This is a genomic window from uncultured Microbulbifer sp., from assembly GCF_947498635.1.
GTDB classification, from domain to species: Bacteria; Pseudomonadota; Gammaproteobacteria; order Pseudomonadales; family Cellvibrionaceae; genus Microbulbifer; species Microbulbifer echini.
This window is the reverse complement of the sequence record NZ_CANMKV010000002.1, coordinates 1-20,111: the sequence shown is the minus strand read 5'-3', so window position 1 is coordinate 20,111 and position 20,111 is coordinate 1. Positions and strand designations below refer to the sequence as shown.

Sequence of the window (20,111 nt, the reverse complement as noted above, 5' to 3'; positions counted from 1 at the left end):
GGCCCTAGAGCGCGCGAGCTGCTTCCCCGGGGCTGACGAACCAGCGTAGAGCCTCAGCCTCTGCGGGAAGTGTTACATCGCAGTAGTGTGCTTCCCGCCGCTTGCAACACAACGCTTCCTTGGCGATGGCCAGATAATCGCCCAGCGCGCGCAGCGGCTGGGTGCTTTCCTTCCGACCCCCCTCTAAATTGAGAAAGTCCAGTTCTGCCAGGCTAGTTCTCGGCTCCGGGGCTGTATTCTGATAACGCCAGACCGCTTGGGTTGTGTCAAAGGCGTAGTAGGGCAGTAGTCTCCAGCCGTGTCGCGCGATCAAGGCCACCGCTTCTAGCAGGTATTCGAAGACCTCATCGTCAATAAAATAATTAAAGTTCAGGCGTACCCAGCCCGGACGCAAGAGTTTTTGCCCCTGAATAATCTGTTTTTCGAGGGCGTGGCTGTAATCCATATCGAGGCCCAGTAGGGTGTGACCGTATGGGCCCGCGCAGGAGCAGCCACCGCGTGCCTGAATGCCGAAAAGGTCGTTAAGCAGCGCCACGACAAAACCGTAATGCAGGTCTTTATCCTGCCAGCGGACCCGTAGGGAAACGATGGAGAGGCGCGGCGCATCCAGGCTGCCGAGAATTTCGAGGTTATCCACCTGCGACCAGCGCCGCAGGGCGCGCTTTACCAATACCTCTTCACGTCGGGTAATTTCATCGGTGCCCACCATGCTCTGCAGCTTGAAGACCATTCCGGCGCGAATCGACTCGACAATAGCGGGCGTACCGCCCTCTTCACAGCGTTCCGGATCTTTCAGATAGCGGTGATCTTCTGGAGTCACATAAAGCACAGTGCCCCCACCGGGTGTTGCCGGGACTGAGTTTTGCAACAGTTTTTGATGTGCGATTAGGACACCAGGCGTGCCTGGGCCACCGACAAATTTGTGTGGAGAGATAAAGACCGCCTCCATAGTGGCATATTCCTGAGAGTCCTCGGCAGGGCACATGTCGATCTTCAAATAGGGCGCCGCCGCCGCATAGTCCCAAAATGACAGGGCGCCGTGCGTGTGCAGCAGGCGGGTTACGGCTTTTATATCGGTGATGATTCCGGTCACATTGGAGGCGGCGGAAAAACTGCCGATTTTCAGGGGGCGCTCGGCGTAAGTACACAAGTGGTTTTCCAGGCTCTCGGTATCCAGGCTCCCATCACTGTCCAAGGGAATAGATACCAGTTCGGCAATGCTCTCTCGCCAGGGCAGTTCATTTGAATGGTGCTCGTAGGGGCCAATAAAAACCACTGGCCGCTGCTCCTGCGGGATTCTCTCCAGCAGTTGGTAGCGTTCATTCAGGTCCGCCGGCAGGCGTAAATTGAGGATATCGATCAATTTGTTGATGGCGGCGGTAGCCCCGGAACCACAGAAAATCACCTTGTGTTCTGGGCCCGCATTGACCGCACGGCGAATTTCTTCGCGGGCCTCTTCCCGCAGAGCAGAGGTTTGCGCGCCGGTATAAGAGCTTTCACTGTGGGTGTTGGCATAGAAGGGCAGGACCCGCTGGCGGATCGCATCCTCGATAAAACTCAGTGAGCGGCCGGATGCGGTGTAGTCGGCATAGATCAGGGGTCTGGATCCAAAAGGCGTGGGGATTGGCAGCCTGTCGCCGATGACAGATTCACGGATGTGCTTGATAAGAGTGATCATAGCCCTTCTCCTTGTTTTGTAGTGCCACTCTAGTGCCTTGGGCCCGAAACAATGTTCCTATTTGCACGATTTTTTTTCTAATTTCGATACGTTGTGCCGATATTCTCTATATTGGGGTTCAATGTTTTGAAATTTATTTGTTTGGTGAGACGATAGCTTCACAGATGAGGTTGGTAGCGGTAGGGGAGAGTAAATGGGGACAGGGCTTAACAGGCAGGACAGGCAAATTTTGGAGTTATTGCAGCAGGATGCGACGCTCTCGGTTGGGGAAATTGCCGATAGGGTAGGACTTTCGAAATCAGCCTGCTGGCGCCGTATCCAGAAAATGGAGGAGGAGGGAGTGATCGCGGAGCGAGTCACGCTCCTCAATCCGCATAAGCTCAACCTGCCGCTCACGGTGTATATCTCCATCCGTACCAACCAGCACAATGATCAGTGGGCGACGCAATTCAATACCCTGGTGCAGGGTATTGCGGAGATTTTAGAGGTTCACCGAATGAGTGGGGATCTCGATTACCTGATCAAGGCGGTGGTGACCGATATGCCCGGTTATGACCGCCTCTACAAGGCGCTGATCAAGGCCGACCTTTTCGACGTCAGTTCCAGTTTTGTGATGGAAACCATGAAGCAGACAACTCGCCTGCCGTTAACCTATGCCGATGGGGGCTGAGAGGCTGCTTTAGTGGCCGTGGCGCTTGCGCCACCACTGCAGGAGCTTGGTCTCCCCGAGGGTGCGATCCCCTGCGGGCACCTGCACACTATTGCGAATGTCCCGCCAAGTATTGGCGTTCAGCCAAAGGTTCAGGGCGAGGACGATGGACATGGCCAATATGGCGCCGAGCCCCGCAAGCAGCATATCTTTTTGTGCATCCCAGATATCTCCTTGCGAACCGAGAAAGGCGATGCCGAGTTCCGGTGACACGCTGCGCGCGGCTAGCCACTCAATAATTTCGTAGATGGAAGAGAGGGCGAAAGTGATATCCACCGGGAAAAAATAGGCCCAAAACCCACGCAGGCCGGCGAGGCGAATCAAAATTTCTCGGGCTGGATAGGCCAGTAATAAGCCAAAACTGAAATGCACAAGCCGGTCGTACATATTGCGTTCAGTATCGAGCCACTCGCCGAGGGTGACGCCAAAGGGCACCTCGGCATAGGTGTAGTGCGATCCGATCACATGCAAGCACATAAATAGGGTGATCAGTGTGTAGGAAACATTGGAGAGAGGAAAAATACGGGTGCTGAGTAAAATAATCGGCAGGGCGGCGAAGACCAGGTAATTTTCCAATAGCCAGTCATCCGGATGCAGCGGTTCCCAGGCGGCCCAGGACCAGGCAAGAGTGAAAATGGCCAGTAATAACAGGCGGTACCCGTGTTGGCGAAGACTGGACATAACTGCGGAAACCCCATTGCAGACAAGGTATATCCGCGCCAGCATACACTAATGACCTGTTTTGTGGATGGCGCCTTATGGTTCTTTTCGGTGCGGGCTCCCAGTGATTAAGCGGGCATGGGTGCAGCCAGTTGCCAGGGGGCTTGTTTGGAGAAATCGAGGCCGCTGAGGAAGCTTTGAACTCGATCTTTCAACGTTTCATAACCCAGTGACAATCTGTTCGATGGCGGTAGACGCAAGGATTTGTGTACCGCCACCCGGAAGCTGTGCTTATTACCGTTGGGGGGCTAGCTGGCGAGCCGGCGTTCGCGCACCTCCCGCTCGCGTTGCGTGGCGTTGTGTGCCTGTTTCAGCGTCATACCAGCTTTGGCGTGGGGCGTGGGTTTGCCGTTGGCATCCAGCGCAACAAATACGATCTGTTCTACGTGCACAATGAGTTGCTGGGTCTGTTTGTTGCGCACCTCGCAGTGCACGGTCAGGGAGGTTTGGCCGATGCCCACGACCTCAAAACCAAACTCCACCACATCGCCACAGCAGGCCGGGCTGATGAAATCAATCTCAGACATGATTTTGGTCACCAGCATAGGCGTGCCCATCTGGCAGCCGGCGAAAATGGCCGCCTCTTCATCAATCCAGGCGAGTAACTGGCCGCCAAACAGGCGCTGGGCTGGGTTCAGATCGCCGGGTTTTACACAGTGACGGGAGTAGTATTTCACGCGAACCTTCCTTAACTAGCTTGAGGTTTAACAGCCGATGGTAATCGAGGGTGCGGAAGCCACCTGGGTGAGGTGATCACGGTACCCACAAAATAAATTCTGCATACAGCGTGCCAAGCCAGAAAAAGTGTAGCCAAGGAAATAAGAAAAAATGGTGCCATAAATAGAGGGTTAGCGCTCAAAGGTGGCGCGAATCTCTATTTCTAGCTCAAAAATAGTGCATTGAGTCACAATAGTGAGGGATTGTAGCCACTTTGGCCGCCACGGGGGATATTCTGGACAGCCCGGTTAACAGGAGGGAAAAGCCGCTATGGGACTCCTGAGACACAACCATTAGAATGGCGAAGCGGTGTGACTCAGGCGTCGATATGCCGCTTTTTACGCCATAGTTTTCCCGATGCGCGGTCAGCGTATCTGTGATCACATAACCACGATTCCCCAAGTGCAAAGGGAGAGACAGTAAGGATGATTATCCAGCCGAAAGTACGCGGATTCATTTGTACCAATGCCCACCCGCAGGGTTGTGCCGCCAATGTGCGCGAACAGATTGAGTACATTCAGTCGCAGCCAGCGATCGACAATGGCCCCAAACGGGTCTTGGTTGTGGGTGCCTCCACCGGTTACGGACTGGCCTCGCGGATAACCGCCGCTTTCGGTAGTGGCGCCAAGACTCTGGGGGTATTCTTCGAAAAACCGCCCACGGAGAAGCGCACCGCTTCTGCCGGTTACTACAATTCTGCGGCCTTTGAAAGCGAGGCGCACAAGGCCGGTCTCTATGCCAAGAGTATCAATGGCGATGCCTTCTCCGACGCCATAAAAGCCAAGGCGGTGGAGATGATTAAGGAGGATCTGGGCCAGGTGGATCTTGTGGTCTACAGCCTCGCCTCACCGCGCCGCACAGACCCCAAGACTGGTGAGCTCTACAGCTCTGTACTGAAACCCATTGGCGAGTCCTACACGGCAAAAAACCTGAATACCGATAAGCTGGAAATCACTGATATCACGGTGGATCCGGCTAATGAGGAAGAGATTGCCAACACCGTGAAGGTGATGGGCGGTGAGGACTGGGAGCTGTGGATGCAGGCGCTTGGCGAAGCCGGTGTGCTGTCCGATAACTGCAAAACTGTGGCTTACACCTACATCGGCGAAAAGCTCACCTGGCCGATATACGGCCACGCGACGATTGGCAAGGCGAAGGAGGATCTGGACCGCGCAGCCAGAGCGATTACCGAGAGTAGTCCGGCGGCGGCCAACGTAGCGGTGCTCAAGGCCCTGGTCACCCAGTCCAGTTCTGCGATTCCGGTGATGCCTCTGTATATTTCCCTTATTTACAGGGTGATGAAGGAAGAGGGTACCCATGAAGGCTGTATTGAACAGCTTTATCGCCTCTACACCGAGGGGCTTTATACCGACACTCCACGCCTCGATGGGGAAAACCGCCTGCGCATGGACGACAAAGAGTTGCGTTCGGAGACTCAGGCAAAAATTGAGAAATTATGGCCGCAAGTAACCGCGGAAAACCTGTTTGAGCTGACCGACTACAAAGGTTACCAGGCCGATTTCCTCAAGTTATTTGGTTTTGGGGTCGCGGGAGTCGACTACGATGCGGAGACCAGCCCGCAAGTTGAGGCCGAATTTAGCTGATCATTGCGGGGGCAATTCCAGGGTCCCTGCTGTTGGGGGTGGCGATGCCACCCCCAACCTCCTGCGGCACTATTTATTTGCCGCCTCTCTTCTTGTGAAGTTCCCCTAGCCCTCTACCCCATCAGTGGCGACGCGGGGCATAATTCCCTGTTTATTTGTGCGGAGGAGGACTCCATGGAATACCGCCAGCTCGGTACTAGCAACCTCAAAGTCAGCCAGATCTGCCTGGGCACCATGACCTTTGGCGAGCAAAACAATGCCGATGATGCCGCTGAGCAGCTGGACTATGCCCTGAGCCAGGGGGTGAACTTTATCGACTGCGCAGAAATGTATCCGGTGCCACCGCGCCCTGAAACCCAGGGGCGGACTGAGGCGTATATCGGCAGGTGGCTCACAGCTCGGGGGGGGCGCGACCAGCTGATTATTGCCACCAAGGTGGCTGGGCGCGGTGAGGCCAACTCCGGTGTGGGTCATCTGCGTTCCGGGCCCAGGCTCAATCGCAAGCAAATATTGGAGGCTTGCGATCACTCTCTTAAAAGGTTGGGCACCGACTATATCGATCTCTACCAAGTGCACTGGCCAGAGCGCCATACTAACTTCTTCGGGCGCCTCGGTTACCAGCACAGCGCAGATGAGGGTATCGCCATTGCCGAGACTCTCAGTGCACTGGAAGAACTGGTGAAATTGGGCAAGGCCCGTCATATCGGTATTTCCAATGAAACGCCCTGGGGTATGCACGAGTATCTCAAGGAGTCGGTGACTCTAGGCAAGCCACGTATCGTTTCTATCCAAAACCCCTATAACCTCTTGAATCGTACCTTTGAGGTCGGTTGCGCCGAGATGTCCCTGCGCGAGCAGTGTGGCTTGCTGGCCTATTCACCACTGGCCTTTGGAATGCTCTCTGGCAAGTATTTGGGGGGTGAAAAACCCGCAGGTGCGCGGCTCACTTTGTACGAGCGTTTCCAGCGCTATGCCGGGGAGCGCAGCAGCATCGCTACCGCGGCCTACGTCGAGCTGGCCCGTCAGTTTGGCCTGAACCCGGCTCAAATGGCCCTGGCATTTGTCAACCAACAGCCGTTTGTGACTTCCAATATCATCGGTGCGACCTCCCTGGATCAGCTGCGCAGTAACCTCGCCAGTGTCGATGTGCGGCTTGGCGAAGAGCTGCTGACTGCGATTGAGGCGGTTCACAGCGATAACCCTAATCCCGCGCCTTAGTGAGGGTTCCGGGCTATCTATAATTGGTAGAGAAAATTGCGAAACCGGAAAGGGAACACAACAGGGGAGCATTTATGGAGACGACCGGACATCACACCCTCAATGATTTGTTCGCCCAGCTTGGGCTGGCCTCAGAGGATGCGGAAATACACGAATTTTTGATTACCCACTACCTGCACCGGCACGAGAAACTGTCCGCGGCATCCTTCTGGAGCGAGGGGCAGCGACAGTTTTTGCAGAGCGCCATAGAAGAAGACTCTGACTGGTGCGTCGCGGTCGATGAGCTCGACTCGTTACTACGCCATTAATGTATCTAGGCGCTAGCCAGTTGTTCGCGCCAGTGCCGTATTCCATGGGTTATACTACGCCGAATTCAACCGATTGGACCGGCACCTGGGTGCCGGTTTCGTAGCGAAATCCGATGGAAAAACCCCGTTTTCGAGCGGCCCTGCTGCACCCCCGGTACTGGCTGACCTGGCTGCTGTTTGGCCTTTGGTTTCTGGTGGCTCAACTACCTTACCGCTGGCAACTGGCGATGGGGCGTGGTTTTGGCCGGACAATGCTCCGGTTGGCCACCAGCCGCCGAACCATTGCCGAGCGCAACCTGGCTCTCTGCTTTCCCGAACTCAGCGACACCGAGCGCGCCGTCCTGTTGCACCGCAATTTCGAGTCCAGCGGTATCGCCTTGATGGAAACCGGCATGGCCTGGTTTCGCTCGGCGCGCTGGCTGCGCAAGCGCTGTGTCATCGAGGGCCTGGAGCAGCTACAGGAAATCCATACCCAGGGGCAGGGTGTATTGCTGATGGCAATGCACTTCACCACGCTGGAACTTGGAGCGGCGCTGATGGGTACCTGCATGACCCTGGATGGCATGTACCGGCCCCACAAGAACCCTGTTTACGACTATATGCAGCGCAAGGGACGCGAGCGTCATACCCGCGGTGGCAGCGTTTACCAGCGCAAAGATGTGCGGGGGGTACTGCGCGCCCTGCAACGTGGCCGGATCGTCTGGTATGCTCCGGACCAGGACTACGGGATCAAACAGGGGGTTTTTGCGCCTCTTTTTGATGTGCCTGCGGCGACGGTGACGGGGACTTCGCGCTTCGCACGTGTGGGTCGCGCGCGGGTCGTACCCTATGTTGTTACCCGATTGGATGACAACTCCGGTTACCGCCTTAAGGTGTACGACCCCATTGATGAAATTCCCTCTGGAGATGAACTCCAGGACGCAATTCTGGTCAACCGCTTCGTTGAAGCCCGTATCCGCGAGGCTCCCGAGCAGTATATGTGGGTGCACCGCCGCTTTAAGACCCGCCCAGAGGGAGCGACCAATGTGTACGAAGGGGTGCGCAAGAAGAAAAAGAAGCGCAGAAAAGTGGCGACTTAGTCGCACTGGCATAGATTCTGCGCCCTAAGTAACATACTGGTTCGACTCTGGCGGTGCTATTCCAGGCCGAGCGCGATAATTAAGGAGTGAGGATGTTTACCGGCAGTATGGTGGCCCTGGCCACCCCAATGTACGCAGACGGAAGCTTGGACTGGGACAGTTTGCACAACCTGGTTGAGTGGCATATCGAGCAGGGCACGCGTGCGCTGGTTGCCGTGGGCACTACCGGGGAGTCCGCGACGCTCGATGTCAATGAACATATTGAGGTTATCCGCCGGGTGGTGGATCAGGTTGCGGGGCGTATTCCGGTAATTGCGGGAACTGGCGCCAACTCTACCGCCGAGGCTATCGATTTAACCGAAAACGCTACCCGCTGTGGCGCCGATGCCTGCCTACTGGTGACCCCTTATTACAACAAGCCGAGCCAGGAAGGGCTGTACCAGCATTACCGCGCGATTGCCAAGGCGGTGGCGATCCCGCAAATTCTCTACAACGTACCCGGTCGTACTGCCGTAGACATGCTGCCCGAGACGGTTCAGCGCTTGGCCGCGGTGAGTAATATCATCGGAATCAAAGAGGCCACCGGTGACCTGGAGCGCGCTAGAGTTTTATTGGATACTCTACCAGAGGGGTTTGCTGTCTATTCCGGGGATGACAGCACTGCGATGGAGCTCATACTGATGGGCGGGCAGGGCAATATTAGTGTGACGGCCAATGTGGCTCCGGCGGCGGTGGCTCAGATGTGCGAGGCCGCGTTGACTGATGATGCCGAGACGGCGTGGGCCATAGATCAACGTATTCAAATATTGCACAAAGTTTTGTTTTTGGAGTCCAACCCGATACCGGTGAAATGGGCTCTCAGGGAGATGGGCCGTATGGATGGCGGTATCCGCCTGCCGCTGACCAGTCTCTCCCCCGAGCATCATGCTACAGTGCGCGAGGCTCTGCGCAGTGCCGGCGTACTATGAACCTGCGAATCGTGAATTAATCAGGAAAGCTTTAATGAACAAATTGACCGTTGGAGCCGCGCTCTGTATTTCCAGTCTCACCCTGGCGGGTTGTGGTGTGTTCGGCAACGATGGCTATTTTCGCGATCGCAGTAACGATTACCAGCAGGCAGATAGCCTGACCCCCCTACAAATCCCTGAAGGTATCAATACCAAACATCAGGAAGAGCTCTATGAGATTCCTCAGATCGCCGCAAATGGCTTAGAGGGCGGCGACTTTGAAGTACCGCGTCCCCAGGCGATATCTGTTAATGCGGGGCTGGAGCGGGTAAAAATTCAGAAGCTGGGCAGCAATCGCTGGGTATTGGTTTCCCAGCCCCCGGAAGAGGTCTGGCCTCAATTGCACTATTTTCTTCGCAGCTCAGGCTTGCGAGTGGAAATGTCTGACGCCAGTACCGGTATTATGGAAACCGCCTGGATGACTTTCGACGAAAGTCCGGATACCAAAGATAAATACCGTCTGCAGATCGAAACCGGGGTTCAGCCAGATACCACGGAAGTCCATGTGCGCCACCTGTCCGTAGGCGTCGATTCGCCGGTAGGTGGTTCGGTCAATTGGCCAGAGCGCTCTGTCAGTCCCGAACGGGAGGGCTGGATGATCGACGAAATGTCCACGGCCCTGGCTGCCGATACTGCTGGTGCCTCCGCTTCTCTGGTGGCTCAGGCGATCGGTGGTAGCTCCGTAAAAGTGCAGCTGCAAGAACCGGTTGGACACGAGCCCTATATTTCTATGGGTCTCGAAATGGACCGCGCCTGGGCTACGGTTGCCCACGCAGTGAACGCCGGCGCCTATCGCCTGCATCGCGAGGACTCCGATATTGGTCTTTTCTACGTCACCTATGATGAAGAGCGCGAGTTGGCGGAGAGTGAAGAAGATGACGGCGGTTGGTTCTCCTGGGGGAAAAAGTCCAAACAGGATGATGAGCTGGCCGAGAGCGCTGACCAGGTAACTCTTCAGCAGATTCTCGCTGGTATTGATCCCACGGTAGAAAGTGAGCCGGCCCTATTCAAGGAAATTAAAGGGCTGGGTGTGGGCGCTGTCCCCGAAGACGACTACCCCGGCTACCTGATCATGATTCGCGGCAAAAATGATGAAATCGAAGTGCGTGTCCGCGATACCCGTGGCCAGCCTCTCTCACGCAATAAGGCCTCCCAGCTGCTGCTTTCCATTCAGCAGAATCTGATTTAATGGGCTTGCGCTTCGCCTCTCTGGGAAGCGGCAGTAAGGGTAACGGTACATTGGTCGCCAGTGGTGACCAATGTCTCCTTGTAGACTGCGGCTTTACGATCAAGCAAACTGAGCGACGCATGTTGAGGCTCGGCATGTCACCTGCTGACCTCACGGCAATACTGGTCACTCATGAGCACAGCGATCATCTCTCTGGTGTCGCGCCGCTTGCGCGTAAATATGGCCTGCCAATTTACCTGACCCCCGGAACACTCCGCGCCCGCGATATCGGCAAACTGCCGCAAGTACATCTGATTGAGGGACATCAGCCATTTGTGGTTGCCGATATCCAGGTAACACCTGTTGCCGTGCCTCACGATGCTAGAGAGGCTGCGCAGTATGTATTTCGCAGCCGCGGGAGCAGCCTTGGTCTTTTGACTGACCTCGGCACGGTGACTCCCCACGTAGAGTCCCATTTTGCCGGGTGCGATGCGCTGGTTCTGGAGGCTAATCACGACCCTCAGATGTTGGCCCAAGGACCTTATCCTCCTTCTTTAAAGAGGCGGGTGGGCGGTGCTTATGGACACCTCAGTAACCAGCAGGCTGCGGGGTTTCTACAGCGCGTGGGTTACGAGCAGCTTCAACATTTGGTAGTTGCCCATATTAGCGAGAAAAACAATTCGCTGGAACTTGCCCGCTCCGCTTTGGCTGAAATGCTGGAAAGTGTTGAAAACTGTATTTTTGCTTGCCAGCAAGACGGGTTTGACTGGCTTACCGTCGAAGCTCGAGGGTATTAATGCCTCGAAAACGCTTTCCATGCTCTTTATAAAGAACTCTTAATCAAAGCAGGGCTGTCCTCAGTGTTCGCGACTTCGTAAGGATAGGGATTGGATGGAAACCTTACTTGTATATCTCTTGGTGGGGGCTGCGGCTGGAACTATTGCCGGTCTATTTGGGGTGGGCGGTGGCTTGATTATTGTTCCAGCACTGGTACTGGTTTTTACTGCAATGGGTATATCCTCGGATATTCTTACCCACATGGCGGTGGGGACATCTCTCGCAACTATTATCATTACCTCCATCAGCTCCGTACGCGCACATAATAAAAAAGGCGCAGTGGATTGGCGCTTATTTTGGATGATGACTCCCGGTATTCTCCTTGGTTCTTGGTTTGGAGGCGTTACGGCGGAGTGGCTGCCCGGCGCCTGGCTGCAATTATTAATTGGTATCTTTGCCATTATTATTGCCGCTCGCATGTGGTTGAGCGGCTTGCGGCACAACGAGGCGGCAGAGGGGGTAGGCCATATACCGGCCGCTCCCATAATGATTCTTTCCGGAGCTGGAATTGGCTGGGCCTCTGCGATTTTTGGTATTGGAGGGGGTTCACTCACGGTGCCATTTCTATCCCGCTGCCGGGTGCAAATGCAGCGTGCGGTTGCCACATCCTCAGCCTGTGGTTTGCCTATTGCTCTAGCGGGCGCTCTGAGTTTTGCGGTGCAGGGCTGGGGCAACATCCTATTACCTGGCTGGAGTAGCGGCTATATCTATTGGCCGGCCTTTTTGGGCATTGTTGCAACAAGCACTATTTTTGCCCGCTTGGGCGCCAATCTGGCTCACCGTCTTCCGGCAAAGTGGTTAAAGCATGGTTTTGCGGTGTTGCTCTGTATCATCGGTGGGCGTTTTATTTGGCTCAATAGTAATCTACTCGTTTCATAAGGCTACTCGCTTACCCTAATAAAAAAGTGCCTCTATGGTACAGCTATTTGATTGAAGCTCTTGAAATGACAGGAGTTATTTGGGGTGTTTTGGTCATTTATCCAATTGTCTTCTGGCTCCTTAAATATGGAGCAATCCCCTCCAAATAATTGGGTGATTAGTCGTATCGTTTTTTGCGGCTAAACTAAAACGATATGGATATTTTATTCATTTACCTTTTACTCGGTGCAGTTGCTGGCACTGCGGCAGGTCTTCTGGGGATTGGCGGAGGCCTGATTATTGTTCCGGCACTGGTACTAATTTTTTCTGCTACAGGTGTCTCTCCTGAAGTGTTGACCCATATGGCTGTGGGGACCTCGCTGGCCACTATTATCGTGACTTCCATCAGTTCTGTATGGGCCCATAACGCAAAGGGTGCAGTGGATTGGCACTTATTTTGGGTCATGACTCCGGGGATACTTTTTGGCTCTTGGCTCGGCGGCGTTACGGCGGATTTATTACCTGGCGCCTGGCTGCAGCTGTTTATAGGTATTTTCGCCATAGTAATGGCTTTCCGCATGGGATTGGGGAGTTTGCATTCAGGAGAGTTAGTAGATGGTGAAGCCAATCTGCCAGGTTCACTCCCGCTATTGTGTTCGGGAGGGGGCATCGGCTGGCTTGCTGCCATCTTTGGTATTGGTGGGGGAGCTCTTGTTGTGCCCTACCTGTCACATTTTCGTGTAGCTATGCAGCAAGCGGTTGGTACGTCTGCTGCTTTTGGCTTGCCGATTGCAATTTCCGGGTCACTTAGTTTTGTTGTACAGGGATGGGGTAACAGGTTACTACCAAGCTGGAGCAGTGGTTATATTTATTGGCCAGCTTTTTTGGGGATTGTTCTGACCAGTGTATTTTTTGCCAAATTAGGCGCGAGCTTGGCCCACCGATTCTCAGCCGCACGGTTGAAGCTTTGCTTTGCTTTATTGCTTTTTGCGATCGGGATTCACTTTATCTGGGAAAATTACAACTTAATCACTGGCTAGTACCAGATTTTATTCTGGGGATAGGTTTTGATGTTCAAAAATAAAAAGCCGCTGAGAACAGCGGCTTTTTATTTTCTTAGGCACGATTGCTAGTGAGCTCTATGCAGTTTTAGTGCCTGCTCCAGAAGGGGCTGCCTGTTGGGCCTCGCCGGTGTCACTCTCCCAATACTTCGACTTCAAGCTGATCAGGGCGAGAATGATGCCTACGCCGATGGTAAACAGACTGATTTGTAGGTACAAGCTTGGCATTTCGGCGACATTGCTAGGATCAAAGTGTCCGGCCAGTAGGCCTGAGAAGATATTGCCAATGGAGTAGGTCAGTACAAAGACACCCATCATCTGTCCAGCAAAGCGGCGTGGAGACAGCTTGCTCACTGCACTCAATGCTACTGGGCTCAGGCAAAGCTCACCAACAGTGTGCAGGAAGTAAGTTGTGACCAACCAGTAAGGCGCAACTTTCAATCCTTCGGCAGCATACTGAGCCGCGAAGAACATGACCAGGAAGCCGCTGGCCATGATGATAAGACCAATCGCACACTTGAGCCCGTAGGAGGGAGTAATCATTCGTTTACCGAGATTAATCCACAGAGCGGCGAAGAAAGGCGATAAGGTAATGATAAATAGTGAGTTGAAGCTTTGCAGCCAGGATGCTGGCATCTCAAAGGAGCCGATCAGGCGGTCAGTGTAATCGCGGCCGAACAGGTTAAGAGAAGATCCAGCCTGCTCGAAGCCTGACCAGAAAAAGGTAGAGGCCACACAAACCAGGAACAGGGCCCACATTTTCTTTTTCTCGGAAGCGCTCAGCTTGCCGCCGAAGTAGATGAATCCGAAATAGGCCAGGAAGGTCAGGGTAAAGGCCACGGCGACATACTGGGCCATGACGGTTGGGTTGATAGTGATAGTGCCATTCATAGCCAGACCAGTGATCAGGGCTACAGCGATAGCGATTACGCCAATGACTCGCCATGCGAGCTTGGCCTTCTCTGGCGCTAAGGGATTCTCTGGTGCCAGGCTGGCATCACCAAGATTGCCAATGGTCCTGCGGTACTGGACTAGGCCGACTGCCATCCCGACTGCTGCGGCGCCAAAGCCCCAGTGCCAGCCGACATTTTCGCCAAAGTATCCACAAATTGCATAACCGAGTATGGAGCCGATGTTGATGCCCATATAGTAGAGCGCATAGCCACTATCGCGGCGAACATCATCGGGCTGATAGAGGTGGCCGACCAGGGCACTGATATTGGGTTTGAGTAAACCAGTACCGCAAGCAACCAGGATCAAGCCAATAAAGAAACTGCTATCAGTCGGGATTGCCAGAACGATATGGCCGCACATAATGATAATGCCGCCGTACCATATCGTCCGCTGACCACCGAGTAGGCGATCCGCAATCCAGCCACCGGGCAGACCAAGGAAGTAGACGGCACCGGTGTAAAGACCATAAATAGCCGTTGCCGCAGCAACAGTGAAGGCTAACCCTTCTTCTTGCAAGCTGGCGGTCATAAACAGTACGAGCAGGGCGCGCATACCGTAGTAACTCATTCGCTCCCACATTTCGGTGAAGAAAAGCGTGGAAAGCCCTTTTGGGTGACCAAAAAAGCCTCCCCCATTCTGATGTGCGTTCGACGACATAAGCTGAATTTCCAGTTGTTATAGCTCTAGTAGGGTATGCAGGGGCATACCGGGTACATCTCTATTGATCCTGAGCAATGGCTCACTGTGACCATTCGGTCCTCTCGTCTATTCAGGGGAAACTATATCCCCTCAAGATATTGTTTCAGGATACTTTCGCTAACCAGTTCCATTCTTAGCTACGAGAGAGTCTTACTCGTTGAGCTCGGTGATTGAAACTAGCGCGCTAGCCTCCAAAGCAATCTCCAGAGTTTACCAGCTGTCTAATTTACAGGCGAACCGTTGTGAGACAATTTAGAGAATTGCTAATAGGGTGCTTCCATTGCTGCCTGATAAGTGTTAAATCCTGAATAACAAAGGATATTAAGGGGAAAATAACAATGAAAACCCTATTGCTACTCAGTCTGAGCTTGTTTTTTACCGCTTGTGTCAGCATGCCCTCCACTGATAACCATCCAATTGACTTGGATAGAGCCTTGAGTGGCGAAGCTTTGCTTGGCAGAACCGTCTCTATGAAGGAGTTGCCACAAGAGGATCTTCTGGGATTAGATTCCGATGTACGAGCCTACTTGAGAGCGCTGGCTCCAAGCGCCAGTCCACAAAGCCGCTTGGCGGCATTGATTCGCGCCTTTGAGCAGCGCGACTTTACCGTTGAATACGACGAAAGCAGTACTCTCACCGCCATGGAGACTTACCGCCAAGCGCGGGGAAATTGTTTGGCATTTACTCTGATGATGGTCGCGATGGCGAGGGAGCTAGGGGCCGAAGCCTCTTTTAATCAGGTGGCAGTCCCCCCGGTTTGGAGTCATGACGACGCCGAGACCTTTGTAGTCTATCGCCATGTGAATATGGTGTCGGAAAGCGCCCGTGGCCGTCGCGTGATCGACTTTAACCTCTCTGCTTATGATTCCGCCTATGATCAGCACACCCTGGATGACACGACGGCCTTCGCTCTTTACTACAGCAACCGTGGGGTCGAATTAATGCGTGCAGGCGAGAGGGAGCAGGCCTTTTTATACCTGCGTAAAGCACTAGAGTTACGCCCGCAGAGAAGTGACCTATGGGCCAATTTGGGGGCCATGTACAGCCATTTCGGTTTTATGCGCGAAGCACAACAGAGCTACCTGCAGGCCCTTCATTTAAAAAGCAGTAATCTCGTTGCCATCAGTAATCTGGAGAGGCTACACCGCTACAATGGCAAAGCTGAACTGGCCGACCTCTACGCCAAGCGTGCCCGCTTCCACCGGGAGCGCAATCCCTACTTCCTTTTCTACCAAGCACGAGACGCCTATGAGCAGGGGGACTTCAAGCGCGCCGAGCGCCGTCTGCGCAAAGCTGTTTCACGCCATGAGGACGATCATCGTTTCCACTTTCTACTTGGTTTAACTCGATATCAGCTCGGTGACATGGCCGCATCGCGACAGAGCTTTGAAGAGGCTTTTTCGCGGGTAACTAGTCTTTCAACCGTTAATGCGTATCAACGTAAGTTGCACTTAGTGATCGAGAGTGAATAAATCCTTACTTGGACTAAATAGGTAAGGTCAATCGGGCGGGGCACTCCCGAATACACCGTTACCAACAAAAAAGGGGCCAAGATGGCCCCTTTTTACTTTCGACTTAGAGAGTCGTTACTTAGAACTGGTAAGTAACACCAGCCCATGCGTAGCGGCCTTGGGCGTCGTAAGTGCTATTGGTATCGAAGCTATTCACATCATTGATTGCGGTATAGGATGGATCGCGATCGGTTACGTTGTCGATACCTGCGCTTAAACGCATAGCTTCACTAACATCCCAACCTGCCTTTAGGTTCAGGTAAGTGTGGGAGGGCATATTCAACGTTTTGCTATGGCCATCACCGATGTACTGGACATCTGCGCCAAAGTCCCAGTTATCGGCGTACCAGGTTGCGCTCGCCAAGCCACGCCACTTGGTATAAGCACCTGATGTATCTTCGATTTTATCCAGGTAGTCAGTAGTACTACCCGTTTGGGAATTGTACTCTTCATATTCAAGTAGGTGAGTAGCCTGCGCGCGCAGGGCAAGCTTACCGGCGTCATAGTGGAAATTTTGTACTACATCGATATCGATACCACTGGTATTGATTTCACCAACATTCATCTTTTGGCCATTTATGTCGATGATATCGTTATTATTCTGGCGGGTAATCAAGTTACAGGCAGCCTCTTTGCCTTCGTTACGGTAACAATCGTCCAGTATTTGCTGGAGGTCGGGAGACTGGATTGCGTCCTCAACTTTTATCTTGAAGTAGTCCAAGGTAATGGATAAATCTTCAGTAAATGCTGGGGTCCACACAACACCGGCTGTGAAACTGGTTGACTCTTCAGGCTGCAAGTCAGCATTGCCGCCAATGTTTACCGGAATTTGGCTGCCTACCTGTACTACAGTCTTGGAAACTTGCTGTGAATCACAGTTATCTCCGCGACCTTTAGGGTTAGCCTTATCATCAGTGATACAAGGGTCTGTTAGTGATGGGTAACTCTGGGCGGTGCCACTATAGAGTTCATAGATTCCAGGTGCACGGAAAGCGGTAGATAGACTGGAGCGGAAACGCAAGTTTTCTGTCGGTGCGTAAACGGCACCAACTTTGTATGTTGCTTGGCCGCCAAAAGTATCGTAGTCGGAGTAGCGTATAGCCGCATCAACTGAGAGTTCATCTGCGAACCTGGCCCCGGACAAAATTGGCAGGTTAAACTCCGCAAAGACCTCGGTAACGGCAAAATCACCGGAAGTTGCTTCCTGCTTATTGGCAAAAGTGTCACCACTTTGGGTTTCTACACTTGGATTGAACTCGCCAGATTCTTTGCGGTACTCAACACCAGTCGCAAAACCTAGTGCGCCACCCTGGAACTGAATAGCTTCGATGTCTCCAGTCAGACTGGCGCCGAAGTTGATCATTTCATATTCATTATCTTCATAGTCGGTGTAGCCGATGTAGTTGGCTACTTCATCACTGAGACCGCCGAAGAATTGAATATTCTCTTCATCAATGCCACTGGTGCCGTCGAGAATCTCCTGTAGCTTTGTTTTGCTGATGGCGTTGTCCAAGGTGTTTTCACCTTCATTTTTGCCATAGCTTAAGAAGGTGTCCCAACCCCAGCCATTATTCAGGTCGCCACGTGCTCCGCCGAGGATACGGAAGGTTTCCGTTTTTTGTTCTGAGTCACGGGTTCCTGCGTCTACGGGGCGAACAAGAATAGAGGAGACACCATCAGACCAATTATCACCATGGGAAGGTGTGGGTTTTTCAGGCTCGAGTCCATCGGGTTTACCCAGCTCTTCCCACTTTGCGTTAGCGGCTTCGTACTCCGCCAGCTTAATTTGGTATTGGCTCTCTGCTTCATCCCAAGCTTCTGCCAGCTGTGACTGAATTTCGGCAGGAAGATGGTCTGTGGTTAAGGCTAAACCATTACCCGTGTATAACGGCTGAGCGGCCATTTGCTGGTTAGTGGTTTTAAGGGTATAGGAGCCTTCACCATAAAGCTCGATAGAGTCGGTGAGCGAGAAGGTACCGCTTCCTGTTAAGCTGGTACGCTCCATAGCACCAGAGAGCCACATATACTGGCCAATATCGTAAGGGGTGTAATCTCCAAGCTCAGTACCGCCCTCCTTGATGGTGTAAGCCCCATCATCACCATATTTGGTGAATAAGGAACCTGTGGCAGCTACAGCACTTGTTAATCCTGCCCAGTCTCGGTCTTTGTAAGTAATTTCATCACGCTTGCTGTGGGTTAAATTACCAATAAATTGACCGCGATCGAATTCCTTACCGAAGGTAATGGACAGCTCGCCATTCTCGCCCCCACCCGCTTCGGTGGCGCCCGCACGGGCGTTAACACGAACACCGTCGAAAGAGTCTTTCAGTACAACGTTGATCACACCGGCGACCGCATCAGAGCCATAAACAGCAGAGGCGCCGTCGGTCAGAACCTCAATACGGTCAATCATATCTACTGGGATATTGTTCATATCCACTGCAGAGCTCACGCCGGAGCTGGAGGATACAAAGCGACGGCCGTTCACCAGTACCAGGGTGCGTGCAGAACCCAGGTTACGCAGGTCCACAAATGACAGACCAGCACCGCCGTTGTTGTCATTAGCATTGATACCGGTAGTACCCATAGATGGAAGCTGGTTGAGCAGCTCATCAATGGTGCCCACACCGGAACGCTGGATGGCTTCAGAGTCAACCAGAGTGATAGGACCGGTAGTGGATAGGGGGTCACGCGCAATGCGGGAGCCAGTAACAACTACTTCCTCAACCTCTGGCCCGGGAATGGATTCCTGGGCGAAAACGCCAGAGCTGGCGATGGTGCCCAGTGCTGCAATGGCAACGCTCAGTTTGGTCTTGATCATAGTGGAACCTTTTATACTTAAGGTGCTTTTGTGGTTATTAGGTGTATACAAGATAACCTGTCGATGCTGACTTTAAATCAATTTAGAGCGTTTTGGAACTATTGTGACAGCTTATTAGTCACAACATCAGATGTTTAGCGGATTAAATCTTAATTTTCTGGCTAATTTTTGTTCCTCTGGGGGGGGGATATTTTGCTTGAGATGAGGTTTTGTGAGTTTTTTTGCTTTAATGAGTCCGTTGTTGATAAATAATTTCTCTACGGGATATGTCTTAGACTAAGCGGTTTTTGATTTTGTCAAAATCAGCCAGTAACTGTTACCTTGGAGTCCAACGGCAACAATTAGTTTAAGGGTCTTCATAGTGTGCTCTTCGGGTTATGCTACAGATCCTGCTGTTTGTCATTGTTTTACGCTCTCTAGTTTCAATCACTTTGAATTACTTATCGATGTCTGTTTACCCAATGCTAACTAAACAGGAGGGGCTGTCTTCTTTTGAGCGAAGGTCATTACTAATAAGATGTTATCTTTAAAAGTCCAATAACTTTAATTTAGATCTAGGGATGCTCTGAAAAATTAACCTTTAGCCTCATATCACGTTTCACATAACTAAAAATGGTTATTTTTTGTTCGAAGCTCCAGTTCTTATGTCCAGCCATCTCCATTTTTACTATCTTAAATCTGCATGCAGAAGATTTAAGATACACTGACCTTAGAGCCGCCGATTTTTTTCCCAACTAATAATTTGGTAAAGTTGGCCAGCAGAAAAAAACGCTGTGTGTTTTTTCTAAACCTCGATAACGTACTTTCTGATCCTGCCCACCAACGACGGACACTCTCTTAAGCGATAAACTACGCAGCAGAGGTGCTCTATGACAAGATCAAGTAAACCAACCAAAACCACTCGTAAACAATACTCAGAGGAATATAGAAAAGATGCCCTGGCACTGGCACTCAAGGTCGGAGTAAGCGTTGCCGCTAAACAGCTTGGCTTGCATCCTTCCCAGATTTACGGATGGCGAAGTAAGGCTAAGTTACATCAGAGCCGAGGGGATGCCGAGAGAGAACTGGCCACAGAAAATGCTCGACTAAAGCGGCAGCTGGCTGAGCAGGCAGAGGAGCTGGCGATCTTAAAAAAGGCCGCAGCGTACTTTGCAAAGAGCCT

General features: G+C 52.7%; 17 protein-coding genes. 12 read left to right on the top strand and 5 right to left on the bottom strand.

Features of this window, described 5'->3' with window-relative positions; genetic code table 11:
* Positions 1-4: 4 nt before the first annotated feature.
* Entirely contained in the window at positions 5-1,678 is a 1,674-nt protein-coding gene (locus Q1A69_RS01290; RefSeq protein WP_299579910.1) for an aminotransferase class V-fold PLP-dependent enzyme, read from the bottom strand.
* Between the two features lie 193 nt (positions 1,679-1,871).
* On the opposite strand from Q1A69_RS01290, the gene Q1A69_RS01285 reads away from it, so the two are divergent.
* Complete coding sequence (locus Q1A69_RS01285) at positions 1,872-2,348, top strand: Lrp/AsnC family transcriptional regulator (protein WP_299579907.1); 477 nt, start codon at positions 1,872-1,874, stop codon at positions 2,346-2,348.
* 9 nt (positions 2,349-2,357) lie between these two features.
* Here Q1A69_RS01285 and Q1A69_RS01280 read toward each other — a convergent pair whose 3' ends face one another.
* Together Q1A69_RS01280 and Q1A69_RS01275 are read right to left on the bottom strand one after the other, a co-directional pair.
* Positions 2,358-3,068, bottom strand: coding sequence for a DUF2238 domain-containing protein (locus tag Q1A69_RS01280; RefSeq protein WP_299579904.1), 711 nt, complete (start codon positions 3,066-3,068; stop codon positions 2,358-2,360).
* A 287-nt stretch (positions 3,069-3,355) separates the two neighbouring features.
* Positions 3,356-3,784 (bottom strand): hotdog domain-containing protein, encoded by a 429-nt coding sequence (locus Q1A69_RS01275; protein ID WP_299579901.1) that lies wholly within the window; start codon positions 3,782-3,784, stop codon positions 3,356-3,358.
* A 465-nt stretch (positions 3,785-4,249) separates the two neighbouring features.
* On the opposite strand from Q1A69_RS01275, the gene fabV reads away from it, so the two are divergent.
* From fabV to Q1A69_RS01230, 9 genes are all read left to right on the top strand, one after another.
* Positions 4,250-5,428, top strand: a complete 1,179-nt coding sequence (gene fabV / locus Q1A69_RS01270; protein WP_299579898.1) for an enoyl-ACP reductase FabV — start codon at positions 4,250-4,252, stop codon at positions 5,426-5,428.
* A gap of 174 nt (positions 5,429-5,602) precedes the next feature.
* Positions 5,603-6,646, top strand: a complete 1,044-nt coding sequence (locus tag Q1A69_RS01265; protein WP_299579895.1) for an NADP(H)-dependent aldo-keto reductase — start codon at positions 5,603-5,605, stop codon at positions 6,644-6,646.
* Positions 6,647-6,720: 74 nt separating this feature from the next.
* Positions 6,721-6,954, top strand: coding sequence for a DUF2789 family protein (locus tag Q1A69_RS01260; protein ID WP_299579892.1), 234 nt, complete (start codon positions 6,721-6,723; stop codon positions 6,952-6,954).
* Between the two features lie 113 nt (positions 6,955-7,067).
* Positions 7,068-8,033, top strand: a complete 966-nt coding sequence (gene lpxL, locus Q1A69_RS01255; protein ID WP_299579889.1) for an LpxL/LpxP family Kdo(2)-lipid IV(A) lauroyl/palmitoleoyl acyltransferase — start codon at positions 7,068-7,070, stop codon at positions 8,031-8,033.
* A gap of 92 nt (positions 8,034-8,125) precedes the next feature.
* Positions 8,126-9,001, top strand: a complete 876-nt coding sequence (gene dapA, locus Q1A69_RS01250) for a 4-hydroxy-tetrahydrodipicolinate synthase (protein ID WP_299579886.1) — start codon at positions 8,126-8,128, stop codon at positions 8,999-9,001.
* Positions 9,002-9,035: 34 nt separating this feature from the next.
* Positions 9,036-10,229, top strand: a complete 1,194-nt coding sequence (bamC, locus tag Q1A69_RS01245; RefSeq protein ID WP_299579883.1) for an outer membrane protein assembly factor BamC — start codon at positions 9,036-9,038, stop codon at positions 10,227-10,229.
* The gene (locus Q1A69_RS01240; protein WP_299579880.1) at positions 10,229-11,005 is read left to right on the top strand and encodes an MBL fold metallo-hydrolase; all 777 of its coding nucleotides are present in this window, start codon (positions 10,229-10,231) and stop codon (positions 11,003-11,005) included. Before bamC ends, Q1A69_RS01240 begins: the two co-directional genes overlap by 1 nt.
* A 94-nt stretch (positions 11,006-11,099) precedes the next feature.
* Positions 11,100-11,924 carry a sulfite exporter TauE/SafE family protein gene (locus Q1A69_RS01235; protein ID WP_299579877.1) on the top strand — a complete coding sequence of 275 codons (825 nt, stop codon included), beginning with the start codon at positions 11,100-11,102 and terminating at the stop codon, positions 11,922-11,924.
* A 194-nt stretch (positions 11,925-12,118) separates the two neighbouring features.
* Positions 12,119-12,943, top strand: coding sequence for a sulfite exporter TauE/SafE family protein (locus tag Q1A69_RS01230; protein ID WP_299579874.1), 825 nt, complete (start codon positions 12,119-12,121; stop codon positions 12,941-12,943).
* A 99-nt stretch (positions 12,944-13,042) separates the two neighbouring features.
* Here Q1A69_RS01230 and Q1A69_RS01225 read toward each other — a convergent pair whose 3' ends face one another.
* Positions 13,043-14,575, bottom strand: coding sequence for a peptide MFS transporter (locus Q1A69_RS01225; RefSeq protein WP_299579871.1), 1,533 nt, complete (start codon positions 14,573-14,575; stop codon positions 13,043-13,045).
* Positions 14,576-14,955: 380 nt separating this feature from the next.
* Here Q1A69_RS01225 and Q1A69_RS01220 point away from each other — a divergent pair, with 380 nt between their 5' ends.
* Positions 14,956-16,089 carry a tetratricopeptide repeat protein gene (locus Q1A69_RS01220; RefSeq protein ID WP_299579868.1) on the top strand — a complete coding sequence of 378 codons (1,134 nt, stop codon included), beginning with the start codon at positions 14,956-14,958 and terminating at the stop codon, positions 16,087-16,089.
* Positions 16,090-16,207: 118 nt separating this feature from the next.
* Here the strand turns inward: Q1A69_RS01220 and Q1A69_RS01215 are convergent, their stop codons facing one another.
* Positions 16,208-18,949 carry a TonB-dependent receptor gene (locus tag Q1A69_RS01215; RefSeq protein ID WP_299579865.1) on the bottom strand — a complete coding sequence of 914 codons (2,742 nt, stop codon included), beginning with the start codon at positions 18,947-18,949 and terminating at the stop codon, positions 16,208-16,210.
* A gap of 869 nt (positions 18,950-19,818) precedes the next feature.
* Here Q1A69_RS01215 and Q1A69_RS01210 point away from each other — a divergent pair.
* Positions 19,819-20,111, top strand: a 293-nt coding sequence (locus Q1A69_RS01210) for a transposase (protein WP_299579862.1), incomplete at its 3' end; no start/stop codon positions are given.

Bases quoted from the DNA above. Each gene is read 5' to 3' on its own strand.
- Q1A69_RS01260 (WP_299579892.1), top strand. From the start codon at position 6,721: ATGGAGACGACCGGACATCACACCCTCAATGATTTGTTCGCCCAGCTT.
- fabV (WP_299579898.1), top strand. From the start codon at position 4,250: ATGATTATCCAGCCGAAAGTACGCGGATTCATTTGTACCAATGCCCAC.
- Q1A69_RS01240 (WP_299579880.1), top strand. From the start codon at position 10,229: ATGGGCTTGCGCTTCGCCTCTCTGGGAAGCGGCAGTAAGGGTAACGGT.
- Q1A69_RS01230 (WP_299579874.1), top strand. From the start codon at position 12,119: ATGGATATTTTATTCATTTACCTTTTACTCGGTGCAGTTGCTGGCACT.
- Q1A69_RS01280 (WP_299579904.1), bottom strand. From the start codon at position 3,068: ATGTCCAGTCTTCGCCAACACGGGTACCGCCTGTTATTACTGGCCATT.
- Q1A69_RS01265 (WP_299579895.1), top strand. From the start codon at position 5,603: ATGGAATACCGCCAGCTCGGTACTAGCAACCTCAAAGTCAGCCAGATC.
- Q1A69_RS01225 (WP_299579871.1), bottom strand. From the start codon at position 14,575: ATGTCGTCGAACGCACATCAGAATGGGGGAGGCTTTTTTGGTCACCCA.
- Q1A69_RS01215 (WP_299579865.1), bottom strand. From the start codon at position 18,949: ATGATCAAGACCAAACTGAGCGTTGCCATTGCAGCACTGGGCACCATC.
- bamC (WP_299579883.1), top strand. From the start codon at position 9,036: ATGAACAAATTGACCGTTGGAGCCGCGCTCTGTATTTCCAGTCTCACC.
- dapA (WP_299579886.1), top strand. From the start codon at position 8,126: ATGTTTACCGGCAGTATGGTGGCCCTGGCCACCCCAATGTACGCAGAC.
- lpxL (WP_299579889.1), top strand. From the start codon at position 7,068: ATGGAAAAACCCCGTTTTCGAGCGGCCCTGCTGCACCCCCGGTACTGG.
- Q1A69_RS01285 (WP_299579907.1), top strand. From the start codon at position 1,872: ATGGGGACAGGGCTTAACAGGCAGGACAGGCAAATTTTGGAGTTATTG.
- Q1A69_RS01235 (WP_299579877.1), top strand. From the start codon at position 11,100: ATGGAAACCTTACTTGTATATCTCTTGGTGGGGGCTGCGGCTGGAACT.
- Q1A69_RS01290 (WP_299579910.1), bottom strand. From the start codon at position 1,678: ATGATCACTCTTATCAAGCACATCCGTGAATCTGTCATCGGCGACAGG.
- Q1A69_RS01220 (WP_299579868.1), top strand. From the start codon at position 14,956: ATGAAAACCCTATTGCTACTCAGTCTGAGCTTGTTTTTTACCGCTTGT.